Raw genomic sequence first — 20,838 nt, forward strand, 5'->3', positions numbered from 1 at the left:
TTCAGATGGCGCGCGAAAATTTCAATGACCTGCTGGCCTTTCTCGCCGTGGCGCGCGAACGCAGTTTCACGCGAGCGGCCGCGCAGCTAGGCGTTTCGCAATCGGCGCTCAGCCACACGATACGCGCGCTGGAGACGCGGCTCGGCCTGCGTCTGCTGACGCGCACCACGCGCAGCGTCTCCACCACGGAAGCGGGCGAGCGGCTGTTTCAGGCGATTGCGCCGCGCTTCGAGCAGATCGACACCGAACTCGCGGCACTCGCCGATCTGCGCGACAAGCCTGCGGGCACGATCCGCATCACGGCCACGGACCATACCGTCGATACCGTTATCTGGCCGAAGCTCAAGGAGTTTCTGCCTGCGTATCCGGACATCAAGGTGGAAATCAGCGTGGATTACGGGCTGCGCGATATCGTGGCCGACCGCTTCGATATTGGCGTGCGTACCGGCGATCAGGTCGCGAAAGACATGATCGCCGTGCGCATCGCGCCCGATCTGAAGATGGCGATCGTCGCCTCGCCCGCCTACCTCGCGAAGAAGAAGGCGCCGAAATCGCCGCAGGATCTGCTCCAGCATGACTGCATTTCGCTGCGCCTCACGAGCGCGGGCGGTCTCTATGCGTGGGAGTTGAAGAAGGACGACCACGATCTGCAGGTGCGCGTGGACGGTCAACTCACCGTCAATACCATCCCGCAGATGCTCAACGCCGCGCTGGGCGGCTTTGGCCTTGCCTTCATGCCCGAGGACGTTGCGCTGCCTCATATCCGCGCAGGGGAACTGAAAAGCGTGCTCAAGGACTGGTGCCCGGTGTTTCCCGGCTATCACGCGTATTACCCGAGCCGGCGTCAATCGTCGCGCGCGCTCGGCCTGGTGATCGATGCGTTGCGTTATCGCGGCAAGGTTTGAGGGGGCATCAGAACGCCACGCGTCCTTCGACCGGGTAGTTGGGGTCCGTATAGCCCGGCGTCGATACGTGACCGGGCGGCACGAGGCTGTCGATGAAGCGCTCGTCGTCGGCATTCAACTTCAGGTCGAGCGCCTGCCTGTAGCTGTCCCAGTGCGCCTCGGTGCGCGGGCCCGCGATGGCCGAACTCACGAGGCGGTTGTTGAGCACCCACGCCAGCGCGAAGGCGATGGCGTTCGTGCCGCGCTGCGCGGCATGCCCGGCGATGCGCTGCGCGATATGCAGCGATTCGGTGCGCCACTCGGTCTGCTGGAGGCGGCGGTCGCCCCGCCCCGCGCGGCTATCGGCGGGCGGCGGCGCGTCGGGCGCGTATTTGCCGGTGAGCACGCCGCGAGCAAGCGGGCTATATGGCACGACGCCCAGCCCATAGTGGGCGGCGGCGGGCAGTTGCTCGACTTCCGCGCTGCGATCCACGATGTTGTAGAGCGGCTCGCTCGCAACCGGGCGATCGATGCCAAGTTGATCGGCAATGCGCGCGACTTCGGCAATACGCCAGCCACGAAAATTCGACAGCCCGAAGTAGCGGATCTTGCCCTGGCGGATCAGATCGCCCACGGCGCGCACGCTTTCTTCCAGCGGCAAATCAGGCAGCGCGCGATGAAAATAAAGCACGTCGATATAGTCGGTGCCCAGGCGCATGAGACTTTCTTCGACGCTCTGGAAGATCCATTTGCGCGACTGCCCCTGGCGATTCGGGCCTTGCGCGGGTCCCGCGGGGTAGCCGAACTTGGTTGCCACGACCCAGTCGTCGCGGTGTGCGGCGATGGCGCGGCCCACGATTTCCTCAGAACGGCCAGCGTGATACACATCCGCGGTGTCGATGAAGTTCACGCCTTGCTCGAAGGCTTTGTCGATGATGCGCTTCGAGGTGGCCTCGTCGGCTTCGCCGCCAAACATCATGGCGCCAAGGCACAAGGGCGAGACTTTCAGGCCGCTGCGGCCCAGATTGCGATATTCCATCTGCGGTTACTCCTGGAACCCCTGGATGACTGCGCGTCGTAACGACGTCCAGCTCGCATTAGAAACCAGATAAGGCGCGCGATAAAGGCGTTGGATCGGCATGCTTTCATGAATCAAACTCATCAGTTTTTTCGCGCCTTTTATTTCGCCATCCTGTCTATTTTCAGTCTCGCGTTACGAAATTCCTCTCACTAACAACGAGATTTACCACCCTGCTTTTCGCCTCGCCAACAAAGGCGCAGAATGTAGCGAACGCAGGAAACCGTCGTAAGCGAGCATTTCCCACACTCTGGGCGAATACACAAAAAACCAGGAGACGAGATGGATGACAAGCTTGTTGCGAACGCGGCCGCTGCACCCGCCGCTGCCGCCACCACCCGCACCAACTTCCGCTGGCATGTGCTGACGTGGCTACTGATCGGCGGCATCATCAACTATCTGGACCGTGCGAATCTGGCGATTGCCGCGCCCGGCATGATTCATGATCTCGGCCTCACGCGCACGCAGATCGGACTGCTCGGCACGGTGTTTTCCTGGACCTACGCGGTCATGCAATTGCCCGCCGGCTGGATCATCGACCGCTTTGGCGCGAAGCGCGTCTACGCGATCGGCATGATCTGGTGGAGCGTGGCCACCTTGCTCACCGGCGTGGTCGGCTCGGTCGCGGGACTGGTGCTCATGCGCGTGTTGCTGGCCGTGGGCGAAGCGCCGTGCTGGCCCACCTCCGCCAAGATCACGGCGGCGTGGTTTCCCGCCAAGGAGCGCGGCTTTGCCACCGGCATCTGGGATTCGTCGTCGAAATGGGGCCCGGCGCTCGCGCCTGCGGTGCTGGTGGCGCTGATGATCGCGTTTGGCTGGCGCTCGCTGTTTCATGTGACGGGCCTGCTCGGCATCGTGTTCGCCGCACTGTTTCTGCTGCTCTATCGCAACCCCGCGCAAAGCCAGCGTCTGTCGCGCGAGGAATTTGCCTATATCGAAGCAGGCGGCAGCGGGCGCGAACATTCGCTCGCCAGCGCGCCAATCAAATGGCGCTCGCTATTCGCCTCGCAAAGCGTGTGGGGCATGATACTCGGCTACTTCTGCGCGATCTGGCTGTGGAATCTGTTCCTCGTATTTCTGCCGCTCTATCTGATCGACCGCTTTCATATCTCGCTCGTGCAACTCGGGTTTTACGCGAGCATTCCGTGGTTCGGCGGCGCGGCGGGCGAGATCGTCGCGGGTTTTATCGCCGCGAAACTGGTGGATCGCGGCACCGCCTCGCCGATGGTCGCCAAGCGCGTGTTGATCGTAATCTGCTCGCTGGGCGCGGCACTGTGCGCCATCGCGCTGCCCTTCGTGCAGACGATCGGCGCGACCATCACGCTGATGACGCTGGGGCTCGCCTGCATCGCGGCGACCATAGGCAATGCGTGGGCGCTTGCGGGCGATGTCGCGCCGCGCTCGATGATCGCCTCGGTCAGTGCGATCCAGAATTTTGGCGGCTATTTTGGCGGTGCATTCTCGCCGGTTGCGGCGGGCTTCATCGTCGATCGCACCGGCTCGTACACGCTCGCCTTCGTGATTGGCGGCGCGATCGCAGGCTGCGCCGCACTGTTCTACTGGGGCATGGCACGCCGCGCCGTGGCGCCCGAGGCTACGCACTGAGGCCTGATTCGCGGCGTCCTCACCGTATACTGTCTGACTCCAGCAAAAAAACACGGCGGCGCGCCTTATCCGCGCGCCGCGCGCAAAAAAAGGAAAGACAGCATGGGACCGTATGTGGACGCCGTACCTTCGGCTGAATCGCTGCCCGCGCGCGCGGATGTCGTGATCGTCGGCGGGGGCATCATCGGCGTAGCGGCGGCGTGGCATCTTGCTTCGCAGGGCGTGAGCGTCGTGCTCTGCGAGAAGGGCCATGTGGCCGGCGAACAATCGAGCCGCAACTGGGGCTGGTGTCGCCAGGCAGGCCGCGATATGCGCGAGATGCCGCTCATCACCGAGAGCATGCGGCACTGGCGCACGATGGCCGACCGCGTTGGCGCCGACGTGGGCTATCGCGAATGCGGCGTGCTGTATATCGGCCAATCAGAAGAAGACGAAGCGGGCTTCCAGCAGTGGTTCAGCGATGCCGCCGCTTACGAAACCGGCGCGCAAATGCTGCGCGGCGCGGATCTCGAGAAGCTCTTGCCCGGCGCATCGCGCACGTTTCGCGCAGGCCTGTTCGTGCCGACCGATGGCCGTGCCGAACCTCAGCGCGCAGTCCCCGCGCTCGCCCGCGCGGCACAGGCGCGCGGCGCGACCATCGTGGCGCATTGCTCGGTGCGCGCACTGGAGCGCTCCGCGGGACGCGTGTCAGGCGTCGTAACCAGCCGTGGCCGCATTGCCTGCGACGCGGTGATTCTCGCAGGCGGGGCGTGGTCCAGTCTATTTTGCGCCCATGAGGGCATTCGTCTGCCGCAACTGAAGGTGCTGGGCACCGTACTGCGCACCTCGCCAGTCGAGAACGGTCCGCCCACTTGCGGCTGGCTTGGCGATATCGGCTATCGCAAGCGTCTGGACGGCGGCTATACCATCGGCTATAGCGGTCATCGCTACACGCCGGTCAGCCCCGATGGCCTGCGCTTTCTGCGCGAATATACGCCATTGCTCAAGCAAAGCTGGCGCTCGATCCGCCCGCGTTTCGATGCCGCCGCGTTGCGCGAGTTTCGCGATCGTCCGGGCTGGAACGCCGACGGGCGCAGCCCGTTCGAGCGCACGCGCACCATGGATCCCGCGCCTTCCCAGCGCGGTGTCGCCGCCGCGATGGCCAGCATGAGGCGACTCTTTCCAGCATTCGAGGACGCGCGGATCGTGCAGGAATGGGCCTGCTATATGGACGTCACGCCCGACATCATTCCGTATATCGGTGCGTGCGCAACGGTTCCCGGTTTGACGGTGGCAACGGGCTTTTCGGGTCACGGCTTCGGCATTGGTCCGGCTGCGGGACGCGCTGCCGCCGATATTGCCATCGGTCGCGATGCCGGCGTGAATCTCGCGCCATTCTCGCTCGAACGCTTCGCGCCCGGCGTGCCAATCGTACCCGGCGGCGAAATCTGATTGCCGGGCTGCGCTCGCTGAAAGAACGCTGATTTCACAGAAAAGGCGGTGCTGCATTTCGGCACACCGTCTTTTTTCTTTTGCATGCCCCGATTTTCTTGAGTCCGGTCACGGCCTCATCCACGGGCGCATCCGTTTCGCCACCTCCAAGGAGTCTGCGGCTCCAGCGGCTTCGAGTTCCGGTTCTACTGTGCGGCACCAGCCTCCACCGCATTCATACCGTCTTTTACCGGCACGGCGCCTTGTCCAGGCACGCTTTTCGCTACGCCTGGCTGAACATGACAACCAGACGAACGCTCAAACGCGTTCCATCGACCGCCGGCCGCGCGCTTGTGCGGCCGGTACAGACTGTTTCCGTCAGTTCAATCGCGGCCTTGCCGGGATCACGAACTTCCTTTCGCGACGCCATCTGGCGTCATCGCGGCGTGTCGTCTTTTTTGCGCGCCGCACCGTGTTTGAGGAGGCATATCTTCATGAATCGACGCACTGTCCAGCTTGTGGGCAGCCTGATCGCCATCGCTGTCATTGCCTGGGCTTTGGCCCGCGGCATTGGCGCCGATACATTCCGCAGCCATGCGGGAGATCTCGCATACTACGCCGGCCAGCACATGCTGCTGGTTGGCTATTCGATGGTGCTGGCCATCCTTGTCGGCGTGCCTGCCGGGGTGCTGCTGAGCCGGCCGCGCTTGCAGCGCCGGGCCGAACGCTTCATGCAGATTTTCAACATCGGCAATACGATTCCCTCGCTGGCCGTGCTGGCGATTGCGCTGGGCATCTTCGGCATCGGCAATATTCCGGCCATCGTCGCGCTGTTTCTCGCTTCCCTGCTGCCGATCACGCGTAATAGTTACGAGGGCGTGAAGAACGTGCCTGCGTCGCTGCGCGAGGCCGCCAAAGGCATTGGCATGACGGGCTGGCAATCGCTCACGCGCGTGGAGTTGCCCCATGCGCTGCCGATCATCGTAGGCGGCATCCGCACCGCGCTCGCCATCAACGTGGGCACTGCGCCGCTGGCTTATCTGATTGGCGCGGACAGCCTCGGCTCGCTCATCTTTCCCGGCATCTATCTCGACAACGAACCGCTGCTGTTGCTGGGCGCCGCGTTCACCGCCATTCTGGCGCTCGTGCTCGACGGCATCGTCGCAACCAGCAGTCGTCAGTGGCTCCTTCGTCACGGAGGCGTCGCATGATGTTTCGAAAAGCGATTCGACGCTTCGCCGCTTTTTGCACCATCGGCATGCTCTGCGCCGCGGCAAGCAGCAGTGCCTTCGCCGCCAGGATCGTGCTGGGGGCGAAAAACTTCACCGAGCAATACGTGCTGGCCGAAGTCACCGCGCAATATCTGCGCTCGCGCGGCTATGACGTGGAAGTGCGCTCGGGCCTGGGCAGCACGCTCATGCGCAGCGCTCTGGAAAACGGCCAGTTCGATCTTGTGTGGGACTACACCGGCACAGCGGCGCTGGTGTACGACAAGATCACCGACAAACTCGGCCCTGAGCAGATGTATCAGCGCGTGAAGGCGCTCGACGCGCCGCGTGGTCTCGTGTGGCTCAATGCGTCGTCGCTCAACGATACCTATGCGCTGGGATTGCCGAGCCAGTTTGCCCAGACTTCGGGCGTCAAGACGGTTTCGCAGCTTGCCGATTATCTGAAGACGAATCCCGATGCGAAGCATGTCGTGTTCGGCATGGACGCCGAATTCGCCAATCGCCCCGACGGCCTCAAGCCGCTGCTCGAAACCTACGACATGCATTTCAGGCGCTCGCAGATGAAGCAGATGGATCCGGGCCTTGTCTATACCGCGCTGCATAACGACCAGTTGAAGATCGGTCTGGTCTACACCACCGATGGCCGCGTGAAAGGCTTCGGCATTGTGCCGCTCGACGACGACAAGCATTTCTTCCCGCCTTATAACGCGGTGCCTGTCGTGCGCAAGAGCGCGCTCGACCAGAACCCCAAACTGGCGGCGCAGCTCAATGCGCTGTCCGCCGCGCTCAACAACGCGGTGATGCAGGACATGAACAAGGCCGTGGATCTCGACGGCAAGCCGCCGCGCGAAGTGGCGCAGCATTTCCTGCGCGCGCATCCTCTGCCTTGAAGGAGACCGTATGAGCGTTTTCGACTATCTCGCTTCGAGCTGGCCCGAACTGTTGCAGCTTACCTTGCAGCATCTCTATCTCGTCGGCGTCGCCGTGGGCTGCGCGATCCTCGTGGGCGTACCGCTGGGCGTGCTCATCAATCGTCACCAGTGGCTCGCGGGGCCGCTGCTCGGCGTGGCCACCATTGTGCTCACGCTGCCGTCCATCGCGCTGTTCGGGCTGATGATTCCGTTTTTTTCGCGCTTTGGCCAGGGTATTGGCGCGGTGCCCGCGATTACCGCCGTGTTCCTTTATTCGCTGCTGCCCATCATGCGCAACACGTATCTGGCGCTGCATAACGTGGACGCAGGCATCAAGGAGGCCGGCACGGGCATTGGCATGACGTCGTGGCAACGCCTGCGACTCGTCGACCTGCCGCTTGCGGTGCCCGTGATTCTCGCGGGCGTGCGCACCGCGGTAGTCATGAATATAGGCGTGATGACGATCGCCGCCGTGATTGGAGCGGGCGGGCTGGGCACGCTGATCCTGCGTGCAATCGGCCAGAGCAGCATGATGAAATTGCTGGTAGGCGCGGTGCTGGTGAGCATCCTCGCCATTGTCGCAGACCTGTTCCTGCAGATGCTGCAGCGTGCATTGACACCGAAAGGAGTACAGAAGACATGATCGAACTCGACCAACTGACCAAGACCTTCACGCAAAAGGACGGCCAGCCTGTCAAGGCGGTCGATGCAGTGAGCCTTTCGGTGCAGGAAGGGGAAATCTGCGTGTTCCTCGGCCCCTCGGGCTGCGGCAAGACCACCACGCTCAAGATGATCAACCGGCTGATCGAGCCAACCTCGGGCCGCGTGCTGATCAATAACGAGGACACCACGGGCCTCAATGAAGTCGATCTGCGCCGGCATATCGGCTATGTGATCCAGCAGATCGGCCTGTTCCCGAACATGACGATCGAGGAAAACATCACGGTGGTGCCGCGTCTGCTCGGTTGGGACAAGAAGCGCTGCGCGGAGCGCGCCAAAGAGCTGATGTCGATGGTGGCGCTCGATCCCACTCAGTATCTGAAACGCTATCCGCGTGAGCTTTCGGGGGGGCAGCAGCAGCGTATCGGCGTGATCCGCGCCCTCGCCGCCGATCCGCCTGTGCTGCTGATGGACGAACCGTTCGGCGCGGTGGACCCGATCAATCGCGAAACCATCCAGAACGAGTTCTTCCAGATGCAGCGCCAGTTGAACAAGACTGTCATCATGGTGAGCCACGACATCGACGAGGCCATCAAGCTGGGCGATCGCATCGCCGTGTTCCGGCGAGGCCAGCTGGTGCAATACGATCATCCCGATACACTGCTTGCCCGCCCGCGCGACGAATTCGTCGCGCAGTTCGTGGGCCAGGACAGCACGCTCAAGCGTCTGCTGCTGGTGAAGGCCGGCGACGCCGCCACGCAACCGGAAACGGCGCGCGTGGATACGCCGCTCGCGCACGCGTTCTCCGTGATGGATGAAACGGACAATCGCTACCTGAGCGTGCTCGACGATGCGGGCCATGCGCTTGGCTTCGTGACGCGCCGCGCGGCGCGCGCGGGCGACGGTACGTGTGGCGAGCGCGTGACGCCCTTTCCCGTCAATGTCTCCGCGGAAGACAACCTGCGCGTGGTGCTCTCGAAGATGTACCAGTTCAGCGCTTCGTGGCTGCCGGTTCTGGATGCGCAGGGCGCCTATGTTGGCGAGATCACGCAGGACTCGATTGCTGCGTACCTGAGCTCGGGTCGCTCGCGTCAACAGACCGGTCAGCCGCCTGGCGCTGCCATCAAACTCGCACAAGCGGCCGCCTGATGCATGCGCGCCGGGACCTGTCGTCAGGCTCCGGCGTGTTTTCTTAAGCGTTTCCTAAGTTGCGCGCACGCATAATCGAGGCCCGCGCAACACGCCGCATTCCCCGGCGATCCGAGCCTCAGCCATGCAACGCCTCTATTCGCATCGCGGCCACGCTATCGACGTCAGCGTCGAAGCGCAATGCCCCGCCCTTCCCGCCCAAGGCAATTTCAACGGCACAATCGACTATATCGCTGTCCTGACGATTTATTCAGATGAGTCGAAGGGCGAGCCGATACTCGGTCCGGTGCGCGTCGAACGCACGACGGAACACGCTTTCGCGTCCGAAGCCGAGGCATTGATGGGAGGATTCAGTGAGGGACGCCGCTATGTCGATCTGCACATCGAAAGCGACGAAGGAAGTTTGCAGGGTACGGTTTGAAACGCTGGGCACCGAAGGCGCTCAATAGCGCGGGCGTGAATCCATCGTATTGATCCGGTCATTCGGATCATTCGGATCATTGGCGGCACGCCGCTCGAAGCGGCGCGCGACCAGCACCATCAGCGCGATGATGGCAATCACGCCATAGCGAAACCCAGGCGTGATGAAATCGTACTGTGGTACGCGCAACCATTCGATCGCAACAAATACCGCTGCCTGAATGACTATCGCCGTGAGGGCGATAACGGCAAGGTCCGCGTGCAGCTGGGCGAAAATCGGCGGCTTCATGGCGGGTTTGACTCCATTACGCGGGAACAGCTCGCCGATCTTAGCGAAGCCTCCCTGAAGAGAAGCTTAAGCGCCGCGCATCGGAATGCCCTGCGTAATACCGCTTATTACTGAAAGCAGCCTGTTGGCAGTCTGTATTGTTTGTCGCGGGAATTCGTCGTTAGTCGCGTCTGTTTGTGCCTGTTCGCGCCTGTCCGTTACGCTACGAGGAAGCGTTGCGCGAGCCTCACCCATGCCGCCGCGCCCAGCGGTAGCACACGATCGTTAAAATCGTAACCGGGGTTGTGCACCATGCAGCCGCCGAATTCGCCTTCGCCATTGCCCAGCAGCAGATAGCAACCCGGCACCTCCTTGAGCATCCACGCGAAGTCTTCGCTGCCATTCAAGCCTTTGGGCGCCTGAACGACAACGTTTTCCGCGCCGACCAGCTCCGTGCACACCTGTTGCGCAAGCAACGTTTCTTGCGGCGTGTTGACCATCGGCGGTGTGAGCTGACGATAATCGATCTGCGCCTGCACGCCGTGCGCTTGCGCCGTTGCCGTGACGACCTCGCGCACGCGCTGCTCGACCAGTTCGCGCGTTTCCGGGCGTGCCGCGCGAATATTCAAACCTAGCGTGACCGTTTCCGGAATCACGTTATGCGTGGCGCCGCCGCGAATGAAGCCCACCGACACAACCGCCGTATCGTCAGGCGCAACGCTGCGCGCCACGACCGTCTGCAGCGCGGTGACGATTGCCGCCGCCGCGACGATGGGATCCTTCACGCGATGCGGCATCGCCCCATGACCACCCACGCCTTTGAGCGTCACGTCGGCCACATCGGACGAAAGACTCACCGATCCTTCCAGCACGCGGAATGTGCCCGCAGGCACGCCCGGCATGTTGTGCAAACCGTACACGGCGTCACAAGGGAAACGTTCGAACAGGCCATCGTCGATCATCGCCTTCGCGCCGCACAGATTCTCCTCGTCGGGCTGGAAGATCAGATTGAGCGTGCCGTTGAAATCGCGTTGCTGCGCAAGACGCTTGGCCGCCGCGAGCAAAATCGCGGTGTGGCCGTCGTGGCCGCATGCGTGCATCTTGCCCGCGTTCTGGCTGGCATAGGGCAGGCCGGTGTTCTCGACGATGGGCAGCGCATCCATATCCGCGCGAATACCCAGACGTCTCTTGCCGTCGCCTGCCTTCAACTGCCCCACTACGCCGCTGCGGCCAATGCCCGAGTGAACCTCGTAGCCCCATTTCTCCAGCAGCATCGCGACCAGCTTCGCCGTCGCCCCCACCTCGAAACCTAGTTCGGGATGCGAATGAATCTGGCGCCTGATGCCGACAAACTCTTCGGCGTCGATTTCGATCTCCGGCAGCAAAGTCGGCAAAAGCTGGAACGGCGTGAGCGTGGGTTCGCGCTTCATGTGGGGGTTCCTCCTTGAGTGTCTCGATGGATTATCTAGCTGATGCGGCGTTCGCGAATGCTCCAGACCGCGAGCAGGGTCACGACACCGCACACCAGCATGTAAAGCGCCGGAGCCAGCGGATTGCCGGTTTTCGCAATCAGCCAGGTGACGATGAATTGCGAACTGCCGCCGAATACCGTGACGCCGACGCTATAAATCACGGAAAGCCCGCTCGCGCGCACCGATGTCGGCAGCATTTCCATCAGCACGAGCAGCATGGGCGTGGAGCCGAGGTTCGAGGCCGCAGTCAGGATCACCGAAAGCAGCAGCACGAGCGGCACGCTGGGAAAGCGCGTCATGAGCCAGAACGCGGGCACCACCGCCAGCAGGTTGAAGACGAGTGCGCCCATCACGAGCGGCTTGCGGCGCGAAAGGCGATCGGCAAGACGGCCGGAAACCAGCGACGCGATCAGCATCGTGATGCCCGTGGCGCAACCCGAGAGCAGCGACAGCGAAGGCGGCATCTTGAGCACGCGGATCATGTAAGTGGGCATGAAGAACACCACCAGATACATGCCGACGGTGCCCGCCGTGACTGCCAGAATACCCTTCACCACCTTGTCGCCGTGCTCGCGCATGAGCGTGCCGAGCGGGCTGGGCGCGTCCGGTTCGGCTTCGTGGGTTTCATCGAGTTTCGAGCGGATATACAGGCCCACGGGTGCGATCAGCAGGCCGCCCAGGAACGGCAGACGCCAGCCCCAGCTTTCCAGCGTGGCAGGCGCAAGCGTGGCGTAGAGCGTGGCGCCGGTGAGCGCGCCCAGCAGCGCCGAAATCCCTTGGCTGCCCAACTGCCAGCTCACGCGAAAACCGCGCCGGGAGACCGGGCCGGACTCCATCAGCATGGAGGTGGAAGCGCCAATCTCGCCGCCCAGCGAAAAGCCCTGTAAAAGACGGCCCGCCAGCAAGACGAGCGAGCCTGCCACACCCGCATGTGCGTAGGTTGGCGCAAGCGCGATGCAAAGCGTGCCGCCCACCATCAGGGCGATCGTGAGCGTCATGGCGGCTTTGCGGCCGCGCCGGTCGGCGTAACTGCCGATCACGACGCCGCCCAGCGGGCGCATCACGAAGCCAATGCCGAAGGTCGCCACGGCGAGCAGCAGCGAACCATAGGGGTTATCGGAGGGAAAGAACAATCTGCCGATCAGCAGCGCGAAGAAGCTATAGACGGTGAAGTCGTAGATTTCGAGCGCATTGCCGATCGAGCACGCGGCGATCAGGCGAAACTGGCTCTGGCGCGCCGGTGTGGGGACGGCGGCGGCAGCGCCGAGCGTAACGTCATTCATGGCGGATCTCCGCGGGCAAGGTTGAACGTCGCGTTCGTGCGAGGTGGGGAGCGCGCGATGCCCGGTGAGTCTGTTGGGGCCTGGCGCGAATCGATATTCAGCCCAGCCGGCTTTTTGAAAGAAGTGACAAATTTTTATCTTGATAACCAGATGGAATCGGTTTGCTTACTCACAGATATCTTGAGGCCGGGAGTTTGAATTAGAGAGCGATATGAGTCTTCAGAACGCGCTCGACAGCCCCGTAAGGAAAGGCGCATCGCGGCCTGATTCAAGGAAAGTCGTGACGATGAGTTAGAAATTTTTGCCACATCTCGACTTTATGAGTTAGGATGTAGCATCAAATTGAGTCGCAATGAAAGTGGGAGGGTGCGCCGTGAGCAAAGAAGATGCGACAAGTCGTCGATACAGGAGCGGCGAGGCGGCGAAGTTGGCGCGCATGCCTGCAGCGACGCTGCGCATCTGGGAACAGCGCTACGGCGTCATCTCTCCGCCGACCAGCGCAGCCGGCCAGCGGCTTTATTCCGATGAGGATGTGGACCGCCTGCGGCTACTCAAGGCGCTGGTTGGCCGCGGCCATGCGATTGGGTCGATCGCGCGCCTCGAGGGTGCCGCGCTTCAAACGCTGCTGACCAGCAAGGCGAAAGACCAACCCGGCACGACGCCCGAGAGCGGCGCGGGCGCGGTGACGATCGTTGCAGTCGGCCTTGGCGAGTTGGAGGCCAATGAATGCGACGTGGCATGTTTTGAATCGTTAGACGCCGTGCTCAACAGCAACGCCTTCGCAACCGGCCTGATCGCGTGCGTGGCTTCGCTCTACCCTGAAACGGTTGGCCAGCTTGCCGAAGCCGCGACGCGCATAGGCGCGAGCGAGGTCATGGTGGTGTTCGCGTTCGGTACTCAGGAGGCGACACAACTCGCCGCCCTGCAGGGTATGACGCTCAAGAAGCGCCCGGACGGTCTGCTGCGCGCGGGCGAAGTGCTCGCCGAGTTCGCGACCCTCTTGCGACAACGCAATTTGGCCGAAGCCTACGCCCGGAGCCTCTGGCTGCGGTCGCCGCGACGCTTTGGCGACGCCACACTTGCGCGACTGGCCCAACTGTCCACCACGATCGCCTGTGAATGCCCGAAGCATCTGGCTGAACTGGTGATGCAGTTGTCCGCCTTCGAGGACTACAGCAACCAATGTCTGTCACGTTCGCCCGCCGACGCGCTGCTGCACCGGCACCTGGGCGACGCCGCCAACCGGGCCGTGCGCATGTTCGAAGACGCGCTTGCCGAAGTCGCGAGGCAGGAAGGATGGGACGTGATGGAACCGCCCTCGCTGGCCTCGTGAGCGACTCACAAATCTGATTCCGACTCCACTCAACAGGAAAACGCTATGGGCGCCGTAATCGACTCACAGGCCGTCATCGACACCGAGGTCGTCGAAGGCGCGCCTCTTTCGCAGATCATTCGTCAGCGCCTGCGCCGTGCGGGGCACCGTTTTCACGCAAATGACAACATCGCCGCACATCTGCGCGAAGGCGAACTGGATGCCTTGCAGCATGAAGTCGCAGGCCACCTCGAAAACGCGCTGCGCGCCCTCGTGATCGACGTCGACGCCGACCACAACACGCGCGACACGGCAAAGCGGGTTGCCAGGATGTTCATGCGGGAGGTGTTCGCGGGGCGCTACGAAGCTGCGCCACCGGTCACGGAATTCCCGAATGTCGAGCAACTGAACGAACTCATGGTGATCGGGCCGCTGCGCGTGCGCAGCGCCTGCTCACACCACCTTTGCCCGATCATGGGGCACGCGTGGATCGGCGTGCTCCCGAACGCGCATTCGAATCTACCGGGGCTATCCAAGTACTCGCGTCTTCTGAACTGGGTCATGGCGCGACCGCAGATTCAGGAGGAGGCCGTCAAGCAGATCGCCGACCTGCTCGAACGCAGGATCGGCCCCGACGGGCTCGCGGTCGTTATCGAGGCTGACCACTACTGCATGCACTGGCGAGGCACGAAAGACGACGGTGCGAAAATGACGAGTAGCGTCATGCGTGGACGTTTCCTCGAAGACGCCGCACTGCGCCGCGAATTCCTCTATCTGCTGGGCACGAAGGGAAAGTAGGATCAGCTGGCAACCAACCCGCCGAGGCCTCGCACAACTCAGGGTGTACCTGGAGTCATGACCCAGGCACCCTGCCGCCACGGCGGCGCCTCCCGCCACCCACCCGTCACCCTGGCTGCGCAGTACGACGGAGCAGCGACGTGTCATAACCCAGCGCGGCAACCCGCTTGTAAAGCGTTTCGGTTAGAGAGTCGGAAGGACGTGCAACGCGCGTCAATATCCAGAGAAACCGCCCGGACGGTTCTCCGACGATGGACCAGGAGTAGTCATCGGCGTGATCGAGGACCCAGTAATCGCCTACGAAAAATGGGCCCCAGAAAGACACTTTCAACTTCGCTCCGCCACTGTCCGGCACAACTTTAGCCCGACCCAGCGACTCGCGTGCGGCCCCATCCGGTGAGCCGACGCGGCAAGTGTTTTTTACCCCGATGTAACCATCATCGCGCCGAGAGTACTCGGCCGTCACGCCTTCACAGCCGCGCTCGAAGCGATTGTCGTAGCGGGCTAGTTCATACCAGCGCCCAAGGTATTGATCGAGTTCCACCGTCCTGGCAGGCGCAGGCACGTTTTCGTTGCCTCTTGGTCCGCCTGCAAACGCAGCGCATCCCGCAAGCGCGGCGCCTGCGGCAACCAGAATGACCCACGGTCCATAAGAGCGAAGCAAGCCAGTTTTCATTGTGTTTACACCCTGAAGTATTTGAGTTCATCTCTGTGCGGTGAAGTCGGACGCACACTGCATCGTGCACCGATCAAGCCGCACCGCGCGCCAGACACGACCGTACCGCCAGCCCCAGACTCCACCCGCTCAGCCACGCGCCTTCCACACGACCTGAACTGCACCAGTCCCCGCACAGACCAATCCGCTCCAGGTCCCGCCAAACGTACCCGCGCGATGCCGGGCCGGACTCGATCACCGCCTCCGCATCGCGCCAGAGATAAGCCGCCGACGCGTCGGGAAACCCGGCGCCGAACGCGATGAACGCCCGCACCAATGCCTCTGTCACGGCTTCGGGACTGGAATCCAGATGCCGGACGCTCCACTCGGCGCTTGCGTGTAGAACCCAGGTTCCCTCGTCGCGGCGGCCCGGTTTGGCGCCATCGTTCGCCATCCAGCGCAGCGGGCCGCCGTTCACGAATGCAGCCTCGAAGCCCAACTCCAGCGGCGTCCGATAGCGCAGCATCAACGCCCAGCACGGACGCATGCGCGCGCGGTCGGCCACGACGGAAAGCGCGGGCGATGCCGCATGCAGCAATTCGCGAGCCTCGCCTGGCGGCACAGCCAGCACGACCGCATCGAAGAGATCGGGATATCGACCGTTTTCCCGCGTGGTCAACTGCCATTTGCCGTCGACTTTCGCGAGCGCGCACACCGTGCGTCCGGTTTCGACACGCAGCCCCGTGACCGTTGTTGAAAAGACGGCATCCATATAAGGAGTGCCGACAAACCGGCCTATGTCGGCCACCTGTTGAGCGACTCCTGCGGCGTCGAACGCAACGAAGCGGCCCCGCCACGGGGCGGCAAAGCCCGCCTCGCACCAACCCTTCACGACATTGGCAAAATTCGCGTCTCGCGCCGTGAAGAACGCGGCGCCGTGGTCACAGTGCAACCCGCCAGCGTGCCATGTGCGCATGCGCCCTCCAACGTCTGCATTGCGCTCGAGGATCACGACTTCATGGCCGGCGTCCGTCAGGCGCTGCGCGCAGGTCACGCCAGCCATGCCTGCGCCAACTATCGCCACACGGTGAGTCATGTGCGCTCCTTAAAGTCGGACGCCTTGCTCTCCAATGCGACGGATACAGCCCAAACCGATTCCAAATTACACCTCATCCCGAGTCACCACACTGACTCACACACAGCATTTTAGGCTAACAAAAGAAAAAAAATCGTGTCAACCGCCATCAAATGAGTTTATATTAAGACTCATGATGAGCGGAGATTTTTCATGCCCTTTTTCAAAGCGTTCCTGCGCCGACAATCCTCACGCGCAAACCGTCACGCTCGCATCGACCACCGGCTAGCCGGCCAGCCATGGCGCGCGCGCTAGTCTGGTTCAAGCGCGACCTGCGCATTCAGGACCATGCGCCGCTCGCTGCTGCGGCGGCCTGCGAGGACGGTTTCGCGCTCGTGGTGATCGAGCCGGAGTGGCTCGCCAGCCCCGAATGCGATCCGCAGCACGTCGCTTACCTGGGCGCTTGCGTCGACTCACTGTCGGCAGCACTCGCTGAATCAGGTCTGCCCTTGCTGATCCGCGTGGGGCCCATGCCCGAGGTGCTTGAGGCGCTGCATCGCGAGACCGGCTTCACGCACCTGTTCAGCCACGAAGAGACCGGGCCGTTGTGGAGCTACGCGCGTGATCGCCGGGTCGCCCGGTGGTGCCGCGAGCGCGGCGTCGCCTGGGAGGAGCACGCGCAGACCGGCGTGGTTCGCGGCCTTCGTTCGCGCGACGGCTGGGCACGGCGCTGGCAAGCGCGCATGAATGGGGCGCTCGTGCATCCCACGGCGCCGCGCGGGATCACCGGGCTCAGACGCGGTACGTTTCCGTCGCTGCGCGAGTTAGGGCTGCCCGCGGCGAGAGCGCTTGCGCCGGCCGGTGAGGAAGCCGCGTGGGCGACACTGGACGATTTTCTCCACCGGCGAGGTCGTTGCTATCGCGCTGAGCTTTCGAGTCCGCTCACGGCAGAGCGGGCATGTTCGCGACTTTCCGCGCATCTGGCGTTCGGGACCCTCTCGATGCGACAGGTTCATCAGGCTACCGAGGCACGCATTCGCGCATTGCAAGGCAGCCGCGACGTCGCCGCCAGCCAGTTCGCGTGGCATCTTCGCGGCTTCTCAGGACGATTGCGCTGGCATTGTCACTTCATCCAAAAGCTTGAGAGCGAACCGGAAATCGAGCGGCTCAATCTCGCCCGGACAGCTGACGGACTTCGCGAGAGCGAATTCAACCGGGATTACTTTGATGCATGGCGCGAGGGGCGCACCGGGTATCCGATGGTGGATGCCTGCATGCGTCAACTCATCGCCACGGGCTGGCTGAACTTCCGCATGCGCGCCATGCTCGTGAGCTTCGCGGCCTATCACCTATGGCTGCACTGGCGCGAACCCGGTCTGCATCTCGCACGCCAGTTTCTCGACTTCGAGCCCGGTATTCACTGGAGCCAGATGCAGATGCAGTCCGGGACGACCGGCATCAATACGCTGCGCATCTATTCGCCTTCCCGACAGGCCTTCAATCACGATCCCACCGGCAACTACGTGCGACGGTGGGTGCCGGAGTACGGAACCGCACACTATCCTGCGCCGATCGTGGATGAACGGGCAGCACTTGCCCGCGCGAAAGACCGGATGTTTGCACTGCGCCGAACTATCGCAGCACGTGAGGAGGCCGAAGCAATCCAGCAGCGGCACGGTTCGCGCCGAAGCGGCCTCGCCCAGAGCGGCAAACGCCGCCGCCAGGCGCCCCGGCCCTCCTCCGGGCAAATGGAGTTGTTCGAATGAGCGAATCAAACGGCTTCAAGGGCAACAAGGCCGGACTGCCGTGCAAGCCATGTGCAGTCTGCGGCCGGTCGATGACATGGCGGCGGGCGTGGGCGAGGAACTGGGCCGACGTGCGCTATTGTTCGAACGCATGCCGGCGCCGCCGGCAACGGGCGCGAACATGACACGGCGCCTCGTGCTTGTGCTGGGCGATCAGCTCGACCCCGATGCGAGCGCCTTCGACGATTTCGACCCGGCGCGCGATGCCGTCTGGATGGCCGAAGTGGCCGAGGAGTCCACCCACGTCTGGTCGAGCAAGCCACGCATTGCCTGTTTCCTCGCGGCAATGCGGCACTTCGCCGTGACGCTGGCGCGCGCGGGCCACACGGTTCACTACACACGCCTCGATGACAGGTCCAATCGGGGCACCCTTGCCGCCGAACTCCTCGCCGCCATCGACCGCCTGGCCCCCGAATCGCTGGTGATGACTGCGCCTGGCGATTATCGTGTCCTTGCCGCTTTGCGCGAAACAGCGGCAGCACGAGGGCTGGCGCTTGACGTGCGCGAGGATCGCCATTTCTTCTGCACGGTGCGCGAATTTGCTGCCCACGCGCGTGGGCGCAAGCAGTTGCGGCTCGAATTCTTTTATCGCGAGTTACGCAAGCGTCATGCGATCCTCATGGATGGCGAAGAGCCGTGCGGCGGCCGCTGGAACTTCGATGACGAGAATCGCAACGCTTTCGCCCGTACTGGTCCGGCCGGGCTGCCCGAGTTGCCGCGCTTCGAACCCGACACGCTCACGCGCGAAGTCCTTGCGCTGGTCGAACAACGCTTCGCCGGACATCCAGGGCAGCTTGCGACATTCGCCTGGCCCGTCACGCGAGAGCAGGCCTTGCAGGCGCTTGAGCGATTCGTCGCGCAACGCCTTCCTTCTTTTGGCCGCTGGCAGGACGCACTCTGGCCCGGCGAGCCGTGGCTATGGCATTCCCAGTTGTCGGCCGCGCTCAACCTGAAACTGCTCACGCCCCGTGAAGTCGTGGACGCCGCTCAAACAGCCTGGATCGAAGGCCGCGCGCCACTCGAAAGCGTCGAGGGTTTCATCCGCCAGATACTTGGGTGGCGCGAGTACGTCCGCGGCATCTACTGGACACAGATGCCGCGCTACATCGAAAGCAACGCACTCGACGCTCAACTGCCGCTGCCAGACTTCTACTGGAGCGGGCACACGCCGATGGCCTGTCTCGCCGACGCGATCGGGCAGACGCTCAAACATGGCTACGCCCACCACATCCAGCGCCTGATGGTGACGGGGCTCTATGCGCTGCTGCTGGGCGTCAACCCGCGCGCGGTACACGCCTGGTATCTCGCCGTATACGTGGACGCCGTCGAGTGGGTCGAACTTCCCAACACGCTCGGTATGAGCCAGGCAGCCGATGGCGGCCTGATGGCGAGCAAACCATACATCGCGAGCGGGCGCTATATCGAGCGGATGAGCGCAGGCAGCCTGTGCGGCCGTTGCAGGTTCCGGCCGGCCGAGCGCACGGGCGAACACGCTTGTCCGTTCACCACGCTGTATTGGGATTTCTTGATGCGCCACGAAGCGCTGCTGGCCGCCAACCCGCGCATGACGATGCAGGTGCGCAATCTCGCGCGGGTCGGCGCCGATGAGCGCATGCGCATCATGGCGCGGGCCGCCTCGATTCGCGCGGGAGCCTTGACGCAGTGACCGACGTGGGCACTCTCGAACTCACGCCACAGGCGGCGATGGCCAGATTGCGGGCCATACGCCCCGCGGACTACGCCAGTTCATGCAACCACCTGGACGGCGCCGTGACGCGGCTTTCTCCCTATCTGACCCATGGCGTGATGAGCGTGGCCGCCGTGATCCGCTATCTGCGCACGGCATACGGCCTTGAGCAGAATCACAAACTGGTGTTCGAACTGGGCTGGCGCGAATTCTATCGCTATCTGTGGTTGCGCGAGCGCGAGGCAATTGAGCGCTCGCTGCATGCCGGCCCCCTGCCGGATCGCGAATATGTGTCCGCAGTCCCCGAAGACGTGCTGGAGGCGCGCACCGGTCTTGCCGTGATCGACCGCGCTGTGAGCACCTTGTACGAAACCGGCTGGCTGCATAACCATGCACGTCTATGGCTGGCCTCCTATCTCGTCCATCTGCGCAAGGTGCACTGGAGCGCCGGGGCAGAGTGGATGCTGGCTTATCTCGTCGATGGAGATCTCGCCAGCAATCATCTCTCATGGCAGTGGGTAGCGGGAACGGCGAGCCGGAAGCCTTATCTGTTCAACGCCGAAAACGTACGGCGATTCGCACCACAGGCGTGGCATGTCGACGGCACACCGCTCGACATCGATTACGCCACCCTCGACGCTATCGCCGCAGGCCGGGCGCCATGGCCACACACTGCGATCCCCGGACGCCGCACCGGCGTAGAGCCGCCGGCCCTCTGGCCGTCGCCGCCGGGAGATAGCTTCTCACCAGCCCGCGCCCACGACATTGCAGGCCGCGACATCTGGCTCGTGAATCCGTGGACGCTTGCCGATCCACCACCCGGCCGCATCCCGGTGGCGGTGTGCGATGCGCACTATCACAGCCGTCGGCCATGGAGCGCGCGACGTTGGCGTTGCGTCGCCGCGCGCATGTCGCAGGTCGCCAGCATTCGATGGATCGACGGGGCGGAGTCCATCGTGGAAGCGTTGCGTCAGGCGCGCTCGGTGGACGGGCTTTGGGATCCGCATCTCGGCCGCGCTTTCGATGGTTTCTCACTGCGCGCGGCGCCACGTGCTTTCACCGATCCCGACCGCGATTGCCATTCGTTCTCGGCCTGGTGGTCGCGTGTCCGGCTCAACGATACTCCCTGAACCCACG

The 20,838-nt window shown here is 63.3% G+C and carries 20 protein-coding genes; 14 read left to right on the forward strand and 6 right to left on the reverse strand.

Going from position 1 to position 20,838, the window contains the following annotated elements; translation table 11 throughout:
- Positions 1-5: 5 nt before the first annotated feature.
- Positions 6-905 (forward strand): LysR family transcriptional regulator, encoded by a 900-nt coding sequence (locus tag F4827_RS15385; RefSeq protein WP_183724795.1) that lies wholly within the window; start codon positions 6-8, stop codon positions 903-905.
- A 7-nt stretch (positions 906-912) separates the two neighbouring features.
- Here F4827_RS15385 and F4827_RS15390 read toward each other — a convergent pair whose 3' ends face one another.
- Positions 913-1,923 carry an aldo/keto reductase gene (locus F4827_RS15390; RefSeq protein ID WP_183724796.1) on the reverse strand — a complete coding sequence of 337 codons (1,011 nt, stop codon included), beginning with the start codon at positions 1,921-1,923 and terminating at the stop codon, positions 913-915.
- Between the two features lie 321 nt (positions 1,924-2,244).
- On the opposite strand from F4827_RS15390, the gene F4827_RS15395 reads away from it, so the two are divergent.
- The 7 genes from F4827_RS15395 to F4827_RS15425 all read left to right on the forward strand — a co-directional run bounded on the left by F4827_RS15395 (position 2,245) and on the right by F4827_RS15425 (position 9,347).
- Positions 2,245-3,567 (forward strand): MFS transporter, encoded by a 1,323-nt coding sequence (locus tag F4827_RS15395; protein ID WP_183724797.1) that lies wholly within the window; start codon positions 2,245-2,247, stop codon positions 3,565-3,567.
- A gap of 102 nt (positions 3,568-3,669) precedes the next feature.
- The gene (locus F4827_RS15400; protein ID WP_183724798.1) at positions 3,670-4,998 is read left to right on the forward strand and encodes an FAD-binding oxidoreductase; all 1,329 of its coding nucleotides are present in this window, start codon (positions 3,670-3,672) and stop codon (positions 4,996-4,998) included.
- Positions 4,999-5,471: 473 nt separating this feature from the next.
- Positions 5,472-6,188 carry an ABC transporter permease gene (locus F4827_RS15405; protein ID WP_183724799.1) on the forward strand — a complete coding sequence of 239 codons (717 nt, stop codon included), beginning with the start codon at positions 5,472-5,474 and terminating at the stop codon, positions 6,186-6,188.
- On the forward strand, positions 6,185-7,096 hold the full coding sequence (locus tag F4827_RS15410) for a glycine betaine ABC transporter substrate-binding protein (RefSeq protein WP_183724800.1): 912 nt from the start codon (positions 6,185-6,187) through the stop codon (positions 7,094-7,096). The genes F4827_RS15405 and F4827_RS15410 overlap by 4 nt, the downstream gene beginning before the upstream one ends.
- 10 nt (positions 7,097-7,106) lie before the next feature.
- Complete coding sequence (locus tag F4827_RS15415; RefSeq protein ID WP_183724801.1) at positions 7,107-7,760, forward strand: ABC transporter permease; 654 nt, start codon at positions 7,107-7,109, stop codon at positions 7,758-7,760.
- Entirely contained in the window at positions 7,757-8,926 is a 1,170-nt protein-coding gene (locus F4827_RS15420; protein WP_183724802.1) for a betaine/proline/choline family ABC transporter ATP-binding protein, read from the forward strand. Before F4827_RS15415 ends, F4827_RS15420 begins: the two co-directional genes overlap by 4 nt.
- A 124-nt stretch (positions 8,927-9,050) precedes the next feature.
- Positions 9,051-9,347: a hypothetical protein gene (locus F4827_RS15425; RefSeq protein ID WP_183724803.1), complete on the forward strand. Its 297-nt coding sequence runs from the start codon at positions 9,051-9,053 to the stop codon at positions 9,345-9,347.
- 21 nt (positions 9,348-9,368) lie between these two features.
- On the opposite strand, the gene F4827_RS15430 is transcribed toward F4827_RS15425, so the two are convergent.
- The 3 genes from F4827_RS15430 to F4827_RS15440 form a co-directional block, all read right to left on the reverse strand.
- The gene (locus F4827_RS15430; protein ID WP_183724804.1) at positions 9,369-9,635 is read right to left on the reverse strand and encodes a hypothetical protein; all 267 of its coding nucleotides are present in this window, start codon (positions 9,633-9,635) and stop codon (positions 9,369-9,371) included.
- A gap of 197 nt (positions 9,636-9,832) precedes the next feature.
- Positions 9,833-11,044 carry a M20 aminoacylase family protein gene (locus F4827_RS15435; protein WP_183724805.1) on the reverse strand — a complete coding sequence of 404 codons (1,212 nt, stop codon included), beginning with the start codon at positions 11,042-11,044 and terminating at the stop codon, positions 9,833-9,835.
- A gap of 35 nt (positions 11,045-11,079) precedes the next feature.
- Complete coding sequence (locus F4827_RS15440; protein ID WP_183724806.1) at positions 11,080-12,369, reverse strand: MFS transporter; 1,290 nt, start codon at positions 12,367-12,369, stop codon at positions 11,080-11,082.
- Positions 12,370-12,742: 373 nt separating this feature from the next.
- Between F4827_RS15440 and F4827_RS15445 the strand changes: the two genes are divergently transcribed.
- Together F4827_RS15445 and folE are read left to right on the forward strand one after the other, a co-directional pair.
- Positions 12,743-13,702: a MerR family transcriptional regulator gene (locus F4827_RS15445; protein ID WP_311673533.1), complete on the forward strand. Its 960-nt coding sequence runs from the start codon at positions 12,743-12,745 to the stop codon at positions 13,700-13,702.
- 45 nt (positions 13,703-13,747) lie between these two features.
- Complete coding sequence (gene folE / locus F4827_RS15450) at positions 13,748-14,479, forward strand: GTP cyclohydrolase I (protein WP_183724808.1); 732 nt, start codon at positions 13,748-13,750, stop codon at positions 14,477-14,479.
- 106 nt (positions 14,480-14,585) lie between these two features.
- On the opposite strand, the gene F4827_RS15455 is transcribed toward folE, so the two are convergent.
- Together F4827_RS15455 and F4827_RS15460 are read right to left on the reverse strand one after the other, a co-directional pair.
- Positions 14,586-15,155 (reverse strand): lipocalin family protein, encoded by a 570-nt coding sequence (locus F4827_RS15455; RefSeq protein ID WP_183724809.1) that lies wholly within the window; start codon positions 15,153-15,155, stop codon positions 14,586-14,588.
- Positions 15,156-15,228: 73 nt separating this feature from the next.
- Positions 15,229-16,230, reverse strand: a complete 1,002-nt coding sequence (locus tag F4827_RS15460) for an NAD(P)/FAD-dependent oxidoreductase (protein ID WP_260175231.1) — start codon at positions 16,228-16,230, stop codon at positions 15,229-15,231.
- A 278-nt stretch (positions 16,231-16,508) separates the two neighbouring features.
- Here F4827_RS15460 and F4827_RS15465 point away from each other — a divergent pair, with 278 nt between their 5' ends.
- The 4 genes from F4827_RS15465 to F4827_RS15480 all read left to right on the forward strand — a co-directional run bounded on the left by F4827_RS15465 (position 16,509) and on the right by F4827_RS15480 (position 20,831).
- A complete protein-coding gene (locus tag F4827_RS15465; protein WP_183724811.1) occupies positions 16,509-17,975 on the forward strand; it encodes an FAD-binding domain-containing protein in 1,467 nt (488 codons plus the stop codon).
- Between the two features lie 71 nt (positions 17,976-18,046).
- Positions 18,047-18,139 (forward strand): DUF2256 domain-containing protein, encoded by a 93-nt coding sequence (locus tag F4827_RS35970; protein ID WP_409258798.1) that lies wholly within the window; start codon positions 18,047-18,049, stop codon positions 18,137-18,139.
- Positions 18,106-19,680 (forward strand): cryptochrome/photolyase family protein, encoded by a 1,575-nt coding sequence (locus tag F4827_RS15475; RefSeq protein ID WP_409258797.1) that lies wholly within the window; start codon positions 18,106-18,108, stop codon positions 19,678-19,680. The genes F4827_RS35970 and F4827_RS15475 overlap by 34 nt, the downstream gene beginning before the upstream one ends.
- On the forward strand, positions 19,677-20,831 hold the full coding sequence (locus F4827_RS15480) for an FAD-binding domain-containing protein (protein WP_183724814.1): 1,155 nt from the start codon (positions 19,677-19,679) through the stop codon (positions 20,829-20,831). The genes F4827_RS15475 and F4827_RS15480 overlap by 4 nt, the downstream gene beginning before the upstream one ends.
- Positions 20,832-20,838: the final 7 nt, after the last annotated feature.

Origin of the sequence: Paraburkholderia bannensis, from assembly GCF_014200455.1 — a bacterium.
GTDB lineage: Bacteria > Pseudomonadota > Gammaproteobacteria > Burkholderiales > Burkholderiaceae > Paraburkholderia > Paraburkholderia bannensis_A.

Coding starts and splice junctions, on each gene's coding strand:
- F4827_RS15395 (WP_183724797.1), top strand. CDS start 2,245: ATGGATGACAAGCTTGTTGCGAACGCGGCCGCTGCACCCGCCGCTGCC.
- F4827_RS15405 (WP_183724799.1), top strand. CDS start 5,472: ATGAATCGACGCACTGTCCAGCTTGTGGGCAGCCTGATCGCCATCGCT.
- F4827_RS15400 (WP_183724798.1), top strand. CDS start 3,670: ATGGGACCGTATGTGGACGCCGTACCTTCGGCTGAATCGCTGCCCGCG.
- F4827_RS15425 (WP_183724803.1), top strand. CDS start 9,051: ATGCAACGCCTCTATTCGCATCGCGGCCACGCTATCGACGTCAGCGTC.
- folE (WP_183724808.1), top strand. CDS start 13,748: ATGGGCGCCGTAATCGACTCACAGGCCGTCATCGACACCGAGGTCGTC.
- F4827_RS15415 (WP_183724801.1), top strand. CDS start 7,107: ATGAGCGTTTTCGACTATCTCGCTTCGAGCTGGCCCGAACTGTTGCAG.
- F4827_RS15390 (WP_183724796.1), bottom strand. CDS start 1,923: ATGGAATATCGCAATCTGGGCCGCAGCGGCCTGAAAGTCTCGCCCTTG.
- F4827_RS15475 (WP_409258797.1), top strand. CDS start 18,106: ATGCCGGCGCCGCCGGCAACGGGCGCGAACATGACACGGCGCCTCGTG.
- F4827_RS15465 (WP_183724811.1), top strand. CDS start 16,509: ATGGCGCGCGCGCTAGTCTGGTTCAAGCGCGACCTGCGCATTCAGGAC.
- F4827_RS15385 (WP_183724795.1), top strand. CDS start 6: ATGGCGCGCGAAAATTTCAATGACCTGCTGGCCTTTCTCGCCGTGGCG.
- F4827_RS15440 (WP_183724806.1), bottom strand. CDS start 12,369: ATGAATGACGTTACGCTCGGCGCTGCCGCCGCCGTCCCCACACCGGCG.
- F4827_RS15410 (WP_183724800.1), top strand. CDS start 6,185: ATGATGTTTCGAAAAGCGATTCGACGCTTCGCCGCTTTTTGCACCATC.
- F4827_RS15420 (WP_183724802.1), top strand. CDS start 7,757: ATGATCGAACTCGACCAACTGACCAAGACCTTCACGCAAAAGGACGGC.
- F4827_RS15460 (WP_260175231.1), bottom strand. CDS start 16,230: ATGACTCACCGTGTGGCGATAGTTGGCGCAGGCATGGCTGGCGTGACC.
- F4827_RS15455 (WP_183724809.1), bottom strand. CDS start 15,155: ATGAAAACTGGCTTGCTTCGCTCTTATGGACCGTGGGTCATTCTGGTT.
- F4827_RS15430 (WP_183724804.1), bottom strand. CDS start 9,635: ATGAAGCCGCCGATTTTCGCCCAGCTGCACGCGGACCTTGCCGTTATC.
- F4827_RS35970 (WP_409258798.1), top strand. CDS start 18,047: ATGACATGGCGGCGGGCGTGGGCGAGGAACTGGGCCGACGTGCGCTAT.
- F4827_RS15435 (WP_183724805.1), bottom strand. CDS start 11,044: ATGAAGCGCGAACCCACGCTCACGCCGTTCCAGCTTTTGCCGACTTTG.